The sequence below is a fragment of the Paracoccus sp. (in: a-proteobacteria) genome (assembly GCF_030604785.1).
Lineage (GTDB): Bacteria > Pseudomonadota > Alphaproteobacteria > Rhodobacterales > Rhodobacteraceae > Paracoccus.
On record NZ_JAUVVF010000006.1, the window covers coordinates 91846 to 99640 of the forward strand.

Annotated in this window: 7 protein-coding genes; 1 reads left to right on the forward strand and 6 read right to left on the reverse strand. The window is 65.3% G+C overall.

The window, feature by feature from the left end; all coding sequences use genetic code 11:
* The first annotated feature begins 78 nt into the window (after positions 1-78).
* On the forward strand, positions 79-576 hold the full coding sequence (locus QAR72_RS03830) for an Lrp/AsnC family transcriptional regulator (RefSeq protein ID WP_442953543.1): 498 nt from the start codon (positions 79-81) through the stop codon (positions 574-576).
* Here the strand turns inward: QAR72_RS03830 and QAR72_RS03835 are convergent.
* From QAR72_RS03835 to galU, 6 genes are all read right to left on the reverse strand, one after another.
* A complete protein-coding gene (locus tag QAR72_RS03835) occupies positions 573-1961 on the reverse strand; it encodes a sulfotransferase family 2 domain-containing protein (protein WP_304616041.1) in 1389 nt (462 codons plus the stop codon). The two genes, QAR72_RS03830 and QAR72_RS03835, sit on opposite strands and share 4 nt — an antisense overlap.
* Positions 1958-3658: a DUF5927 domain-containing protein gene (locus tag QAR72_RS03840; RefSeq protein WP_304616042.1), complete on the reverse strand. Its 1701-nt coding sequence runs from the start codon at positions 3656-3658 to the stop codon at positions 1958-1960. Before QAR72_RS03840 ends, QAR72_RS03835 begins: the two co-directional genes overlap by 4 nt.
* On the reverse strand, positions 3655-4686 hold the full coding sequence (locus QAR72_RS03845) for a glycosyltransferase family 2 protein (protein WP_304616043.1): 1032 nt from the start codon (positions 4684-4686) through the stop codon (positions 3655-3657). Before QAR72_RS03845 ends, QAR72_RS03840 begins: the two co-directional genes overlap by 4 nt.
* Positions 4687-4766: 80 nt before the next feature.
* Complete coding sequence (locus tag QAR72_RS03850; protein ID WP_304616044.1) at positions 4767-5819, reverse strand: glycosyltransferase family 2 protein; 1053 nt, start codon at positions 5817-5819, stop codon at positions 4767-4769.
* Complete coding sequence (gene galE / locus QAR72_RS03855) at positions 5816-6802, reverse strand: UDP-glucose 4-epimerase GalE (RefSeq protein WP_304616045.1); 987 nt, start codon at positions 6800-6802, stop codon at positions 5816-5818. Before galE ends, QAR72_RS03850 begins: the two co-directional genes overlap by 4 nt.
* Before the next feature lie 4 nt (positions 6803-6806).
* Positions 6807-7703 carry a UTP--glucose-1-phosphate uridylyltransferase GalU gene (gene galU / locus QAR72_RS03860; RefSeq protein WP_304616046.1) on the reverse strand — a complete coding sequence of 299 codons (897 nt, stop codon included), beginning with the start codon at positions 7701-7703 and terminating at the stop codon, positions 6807-6809.
* Between the last annotated feature and the right edge of the window lie 92 nt (positions 7704-7795).

Genomic DNA, 7795 nt, shown 5'->3' on the forward strand with positions numbered 1-7795 from the left:
GCGGCTCCGGGATGATGGCGCCATGATACGGCAGCAGCCATGGTCCTTGTGACCAAAACCGGGCTATTCTGTAGCCCGATGGACCATCGCCAAGAGGAATTCGCGATGAACGAGCTTCTGGACCCGATCAACCGCCGCATCCTGTCGGAACTGGTGGCCAACGCGCGAATCCCGATCACGGAACTGGCGCGCAAGGTCGGCCTGTCAAAGACCCCCGTCGCAGGCCGCATCCGCGCGCTGGAGGAGGCGGGGCTGATCACCGGCTACCGGGCGATGCTGTCGCCGCTGAAGCTGGGGCTGACCCATGTGACCTATGTGGAGCTGCGCCTGTCCGACACGCGCCAAAAAGCGCTGGAGGCCTTCAACGCCGCCGTCCGCGCCATCGAGGCGGTCGAGGAATGCTACATGATCGCCGGCGGCTTCGACTATCTGCTCAAGGTGCGGTCGCGCGACATGGCCGATTACCGCCGCATCATGGCCGAACAGATCTCGGCCCTGCCCCATGTCACCGCCACATCAAGCTATGTCGCGATGGAGGCGGTTGTGGAACAGGGCTGGACCGGGGCCGAGGGTTAATCCTCGAAGCCAAAGGCGATGTAGTCGCGCAGATAGGCCTGTTTCGCGGCCTGAAGCAGAGGCTTCTGGCGCAGGAAGTCGGGCATCGGCTCGGGCTTGAAGTGCTGCAGCCTGGGATTGCGGATGCCGGCCGTGTCGATCAGCGCGGGCAGGTCGTCGGTCAGCCGATCCTCGCGCAGGATCATGTCGGGCGAGACGAAGCGCGCGAAGCCCGCAACCACCTCGGACTGGCTGGCCCAATAGGGGCTGGTCGGCAGCGTCGTCTGGGCGTTCAGGTTGCGGCGCAGGAAGTCCAGGAACGCCTCGAACAATTCCAGCCGCCTGTCCTGCGACAGGCCCGGCAGGTCGCCATCGGCGGGCAGGGCGACGCGCTGGACATCGCGCATCGCCTGCCGGATCTCGGCCGGAGCCTCGGTCAGCAGGTTGTCAAAAGCCGACCAAGCGCGAAACAGCGGGTGGCGCAGGACGGTGAAGCTGCGATGGCCGGGATGCTTGCGCTTCCATTGGCGCAAGGTCGTCTGGGTAAAGCCGGATTGCAGGTCGTCCAGACGGGCCAGCCAGTCGGCCACGCCCTGCGGTCCGCCCTTGATCGGCATGTGCAGCAGCCCGCGCCCCGATTCCACCGCGATGAAGCCGGGCACCGAGGGGCCGCGGCGCGGTTCGAAATTCGGCACGCGGCGCAGCATGAACGGGTCCATCTGCTGAAGGTCGTCCTGCATCTCGTCGAAATTGCGGACCTTGTCGGCCAGTTCGCGCGGGTTCTGCGGCACCTGATCGCGCGCCGGTTCGACCCGCGCCACATCGGTGCGGCCCATCCAGTGGACAAGGCCGGTCATCACCTCGGCGTCGCGCAGATCCTCGTATCCCAGCCAGAAGGCCGACTGCCCCGAGACCTGCAACCGGTGCAGGACGCGGCGCTGGAACCGCTCGATCGCGGTCAGCATCTCGCGGAATTCGGTGCCGTCATAGGTGATGGCGGCCGGGATCGGGGTCTCGGTCTCGTTCAGCTTCCACTGGTTGGTTTCCCAGGCCAGCCGGGTCGAGACATAGCTGTCCAGCGGGTTGCGGGTCAGCACGATCTTGGCGCAGCTCCGGTCCTCGATGATGCGGTCGAAGACGCGGGGATCGTGGTCGTGGAAATAGCGGAAGCCGGGCAGATGGCCGGGCCGCTCCATCAGCTTGCGATAAAGGACCATCGGGTCCGCCTCGCGCTGTTCGCGGGTGATGCCCTGCAATTCGTCCTTGTCGGGCCAGCCCATCATGTAGGGGTTGAACGCCTCGCCGAAGCAGGTGACGCCCTTGATGGCGTTCAGCGTCGCCTCGAGCAGGTTCGAGCCGGTGCGCATCTCGGCGAAGATCACGAAGGATCGGAAGGCTTCGGTCATTCTGCGGCCGTCCTTTCGGTCAGGCTTTGTTCGGGAAGCTCCAGCCCCTCGCCCGTCAGGCGGGGACGCAGGCCGGAATTGCGAAGCTGGCGCAGCAGGGCGGGCAGGCCCGCGGTGTTGCGCATCCGGGGCATGTCCGCGGCGGGGTGGACCGGCACCTGAAGCTGTTGCAGCGCCGCCCCCAGGATCGCCTGCGGGCGGGCCATGAAGTCGTTCAGCTCGTGGATCTGCACGCGCGCCTTCACCCAGACCGAGTTCAGCACCTCGAGCTGCTTCAGTTCGGCCCGCTGAAGCTGAGCGCTGATCCGGCGGATGTCGTCAAAGGGCATGTCGCAATCCAGAAGCGGCAGCATCCACGCCCCCGTCACCACATGGAATTGCGCATTGGGATCGGTCGCCATGAACCAGTTCAGTTTCTGGTTGTCGCGCGGGCTGAACTGGAAGACCTGCATCCGGTTCGTCACCCGGATCAGCGCGGTCAGGAAACCCTGCGGATCGCGGTCGCGGATCTGCGGAATGGACGAGATCGCGCCCGGCCCGACCTGCGGCCGGCCCGCGAATTCGACCATTTCGGGGCCCAGCAGGTGGCCGTGGACATCGGCCTCGACATGGGCGGCAAGCCAGGTCTCGAATTCCGGAAAGATGTCGCTGAAGCCCTGAAAGATCGCATAAGGCGCCGAGGTCTTGCCGTTCTCGCAATCCTTGCGTGGAAAGCGGCTCTGCATGTAGAGGCCGGGCCGCCCCAGAAGCCTGCGCCGCACAGTGCGGTTGATCAGGCGCTCGAAATGCTGAGGCTGGGGCGGGGCCGGATCGACCTGCGGTTCGGCCGCCAGCGGAAAGCGCGTCATCAGCCCGGTCGAGCCCTTCCAGACCTTGCGCGCCACGAAGCAGCGCGATTCCTCGAGCAGCAGCATGTGGTCGTCGTAAAGCTGATAGGGCTTGCCCTCGTGGTCGAACTTGGCCAGCGTCAGCGACTGGCTTTCGATGCGGATCGCATGCCGCCGGGCCAGCGTCTGGAAATAGCTTTCGTCGGGAATCCAGGTCAGCCGGAAATAGCGGTCGAATTCGGTCCGGCGCGGGTCCTCAAGGATCGCGCGCAGGGTCGCGGTGGTCAGGCACCACCATTGCGAGCCCAGATGCGGGGTGATCCCCTTCGGGATGCGCCGCCGGAAGCCCAGACGCCGCTGCAGGTTCACCAGCCGGTCGAACAGCCAGCGCCGCCGCCGCCAATCCAGCGGATAGAACAGGGTGAAGCGTTCCTCGTTCAACCCGCCCACCGTCCAGCCGACATCCAGCGCATTGACCGATTCGATGTGGTCGCGCTGCGGGTCCTCGGCCAGATAGGCGATCAGGTCGCGGATCGGTCGCAGCGGCAGGCAGGACCCCGAGGCCAGGTAGACATGGGTCAGGTCGGGATGCGCGGCCAGCAGCGCCTCGGCGGCCTCTTGCGTGGCGCGCACCAGGCTGAAGCGGCCCCAGTCGCAGGGATGGCGGCGTGAAAAGACCACCTGCGGCAGGTCGGCCAAAGCCGCGCGCATTCCGCGCATCGCCTTGGGCGTGGCCTTGGCATCGACATGGATCGCGATGCGGGCCCCGCCCTCGACCCAGATGCGCGCCATGCGGGCGGCCATGTCCAGATCGGAATGGCACAGCATCACCACGCCAAGGCGGACCGGGGCGTTGGCGGGCGCGATCATGCCCAGTTCCCCCGCGAGATCAGGCCCAGATCCTCGAGCTGCCGCCAGCCCGTATATTCGCGCGACTCGCTGCACCACAGATCGGTGCCGCGCCCGCGCAGGCCCGCGTGATAGGCCTTGTATTCGCGGCTGTTGGCGTAGTGCTGGCCGCGATCCAGTTCCTCGGCGGACTTGTCGGCGAACAGCGACAGGAACTTGGCGTGCAGCAGGCAGCCCGAGGCCTGTTCGCCGCCATCCTCGTCATAGACAAGGTTCAGGCTGCGCGGCAGCAGCATGTGGGTCGAACTGACATAGGCATAGCGCCAATACCATTTCACCAGCGGGATCTTGTTCAGCGCCGGGCCGGCCAGCGGGTCTTCGGTGAAGAAGGCGCGCGTCCGGGGTCCCCCCTGGATCCACAGATTGCCGTAATAGGCGTTCTTGCTGATCGTGTAGTTGGCGGGGTCGAACCAGCGTGCGATCGCAAAGGGATTGGTGCCCTCGGTATAGGGCTGCTCCTCGATCTGGCCCTTGGGATACATGTCCAGAAGCATCGCCGGAAAGGACCGCCGCCCCGAACTGTCCAGCCAGCTTGTCAGCGCCCCAAGCGGGCGGTTGTCGCAATGGGGGTAGACGAAGAACTCGTCGGGATCGACCGTCAGGCACCAATGGCCGTTGCCATGGCGCATCAGCAGCCAGTTGATCCAGTCCATGCCAAAGCGCGACTTCTTGTAGCCGGACTTGGTCCACCAGACCGAGACGTCGGGCTGTTCGCTCAGATAGGCGCCGCTGCCGTCATCGCTGTCATTGTTGACGAACAGGAAATGGTTGACGCCCAGCTTGCGATAGTAATCCAGAAAATAGGGCAGCCGCGCCTTTTCGTTGCGCAGCGTGACGAAGGCCAGGATGTCGCCCTTGCGGATGCGCCCGGTCCGATCCACCACCGGTTTGAGCGCGCGCCGGCGATTGAACGCCCGAGCGACAAGATATTGTCGCTCTGACCGCCGTTTCAGACGATCTGCAAGGGATAAGGCCCGCGAACGAAACATCAGACCCTGCGCTAGACAGCGGCGGAACGGTTGAAACTCATGCCTCTAGCAATGTTCGGCACCGGCATTCTTGGCAAGCCCTAATCGCCGACATCTTGATCGGTTGCACCGGGCCAGTTGCCTTGACCCATCAGCCCCAGCTCGACCAGTTGTCGCCAGTCGTGGAACCGGACCGAATCCGGGCCGTGCAGGACCGGCCTTTCGGTCAGGCTGCCATGATAGGCGCGATAGGGCGCCGGATCGACGAAATGCTCGGCCCGGTGCAGTTCCTCGGCGGATTTCTCGACGATCTCGGGCAGGAACTTGCTGTGCAGCAGCACGCCCGACAGGCGCGGATCGCCCGGCCCGTCCCAGAGCAGGTTCAGCCGTGGCGGCAGCATGGAATGGGTCGAGTTGAAATAGGCCATGCCCCGCCGCCAGCGGATCAGCGGCAGCTTGTTCAGCGTGGGCGCGCGTTCGGGGCGGTCGGCAAAGAAGACCCGGTCACGGACCCCGCCCTGAACCCACAGATTGCGGCGCGGCAGGATGCGCCTGCTGCGATGCGGCCCGGCATCGAACCAGGGCAGGCGTGCGGTCAGCGGGGCGTCATCCGGCGCGTCGGTCGTGCCAAGCGGGCCGGTGGGGTAGAGGTCCAGCATCAGCGCGCCGATGCCCTCGATCCGCTCGGCATCCAGATGACGGGTCAGGGCGCGCAGGTTGTGGTTCTCGTATCCGGGATAGATCAGCAATTCGTCTGCATCGACGGTGACGCACCAATGCCCGTGGCCATGGCGTCCCAGCAACGCCATCGTCCAGTCCATCCCGAAGCGCGAGGCCCGGTAGCCGCCCCCGCAATGCCAGATGGACACGTCCGGCTGGCCCGAAAGATACGCGATCGAGCCGTCATCGCTGCCATTGTCCACGATCAGACAGTGATCGACGCCAAGCGCACGGTAATGGTCCAGAAAGCCGGGCAGGCGGTTGATCTCGTTCCGGATCGTCGCAAAGGCCAGGATGTCGTCCGGCCGAATCGCCGCCGTGCGGTCGGTGATGGGCCGCAGGCTTCGCCCGGCCCGCCGGGCGCGCCACAGCAGCTTGCGCCGCTTCCAGCGCAGCCGCAGGGCCCACCACAGCGCGCCGGCGGCGCCGGTCACGCCTTGTAATCGCCCGTCTGGTGCCAGCGCCAGGCGTCGGTGATCATCTGCTTCATGGTCGAGCGATCCGGGCTCCAGCCCAGTTCCGACTTGGCGCGCAGGCTGCCGCAGACCAGCTTGACCGCATCGCCGCCCCGACGCGGGCCATCGACCATCGGCACCTCGCGATTGGTGACGTGGCCCGTGGCCTCGACCACTTCGCGGACCGAGAAGCCGTCGCCTGTGCCAAGGCAGAAGACCCGGCTGCCCTTGCCCGCGCGCAGCCATTCAAGGCCCTTCACATGGGCATCGACCAGATCCATCACATGGACGTAGTCGCGGATGCAGGTGCCGTCGGGCGTGGGATAATCGGTGCCGTGGATTGTCAGCGCCGCGCGCTTGCCGTCCACCGCGTCCAGGATCAGCGGGATCAGATGCGTCTCGGGGCGGTGGAATTCGCCCACCTCGGCATCGGGATCGGCGCCCGCCACGTTGAAATAGCGGAAGATCACGTGGCGCAGGCCATGCGCGGCCTCGAAATCGACCAGCATGTCCTCGATCGCGCGCTTGCTGGCGCCATAGGCGTTCAGGGGCGCCTGCGGCGTATCCTCGTCCAGCACCTCGCCATCGCGGTCGCCATAGGTCGCGCAGGTCGAGGAGAAGACGAAATCCATGCAACCGGCCGCCACGGCCGCCTCGATCAGGTTCAGCGAGCCCGACACGTTGTTGCGCCAGTATTTCCCGGGATGAGCCATCGCCTCGCCGACCTGGCTCAGCGCCGCGAAATGCAGCACCGCGACCGGCTTCCATTCCGCAAAGGCGGCATCCAGCGCGGCGCGGTCCATCAGATCGGCCTCGACCGCCGGGCCGAAGCGGACGGCATCACGCCAGCCGGTCGAGAAATTGTCCAGCGTGACGGGCACATAGCCCGCCGCCGCCAGCGCCTTGCACGCATGCGAGCCGATATAACCGGCGCCGCCGGTCACGAGAACATGGTTGCTCATTCGATTACTCGGCTGCGCGGCGCATCGCCATCACCTGATACAGGTATTCGGCGAATTCGTCCTTGAGGTCGTCGCGTTCCAGGCCGAATGCCACGGTCGCCTGCAGGAAGCCGGCCTTCGAGCCGCAATCGAAGCGCTGGCCACGGAAGCGCAGGCCATAGACGTTGCGCCCGGCCTCGATCTCGTCGGCGATGGCATCGGTCAGCTGGATTTCGCCACCGGCGCCCTGCTTCAGCTTGTTGAGGTTCTTCATGATCGTCGGCGCAAGGATGTAGCGGCCGATCACGGCAAGGTTCGATGGCGCATCCTCGGCCTTGGGCTTCTCGACCATGCCCTTGGCGCGCACGATGGCGCCCATATCCTCGGCCACGTCCAGAACGCCGTAGGACGACACCTTGTCGGAAGCGACCTCCATCGTGGCGACCATGCTGCCGCCGGTCTCGCCATAGGCTTCGATCATCTGCTGAAGGCAGGGCGGCTCGCCCTGGATCACGTCATCGGTCAGGACGACGGCAAAAGGCTCGTCATCCGACAGAAGCCGCCGGGCGCACCACACGGCATGGCCAAGGCCAAGAGCCTTGTGCTGGCGAATATAGGCGATCGCGCCGGAATCCATATTGGTGCTGCGAAGCACGTCCAGCAGCTTGTCCTTTCCGGCCTTCTTGAGGTTCGATTCAAGCTCGTGGGCATGGTCGAAATAATCCTCGAGCGCGCCCTTGCCGCGCGAGGTGACGAAGATGAATTCCTTGATGCCGGCCGCCCGCGCCTCGTCAATGGCGTATTGGATCAGGGGCTTGTCCACCAGCGACAGGATCTCTTTCGGGATACTCTTCGTTGCGGGCAGAAATCGCGTGCCGAGTCCGGCTACGGGGAAGATGGCTTTCGTAACCTTGCGGCCCATGGAGAGATACCTCTTTCATTCCGACAAACGGCAAATGCTGCAACAGCATTATCCCGACACCAACCGAATACAACCAGAGTTTATTCGTTAGG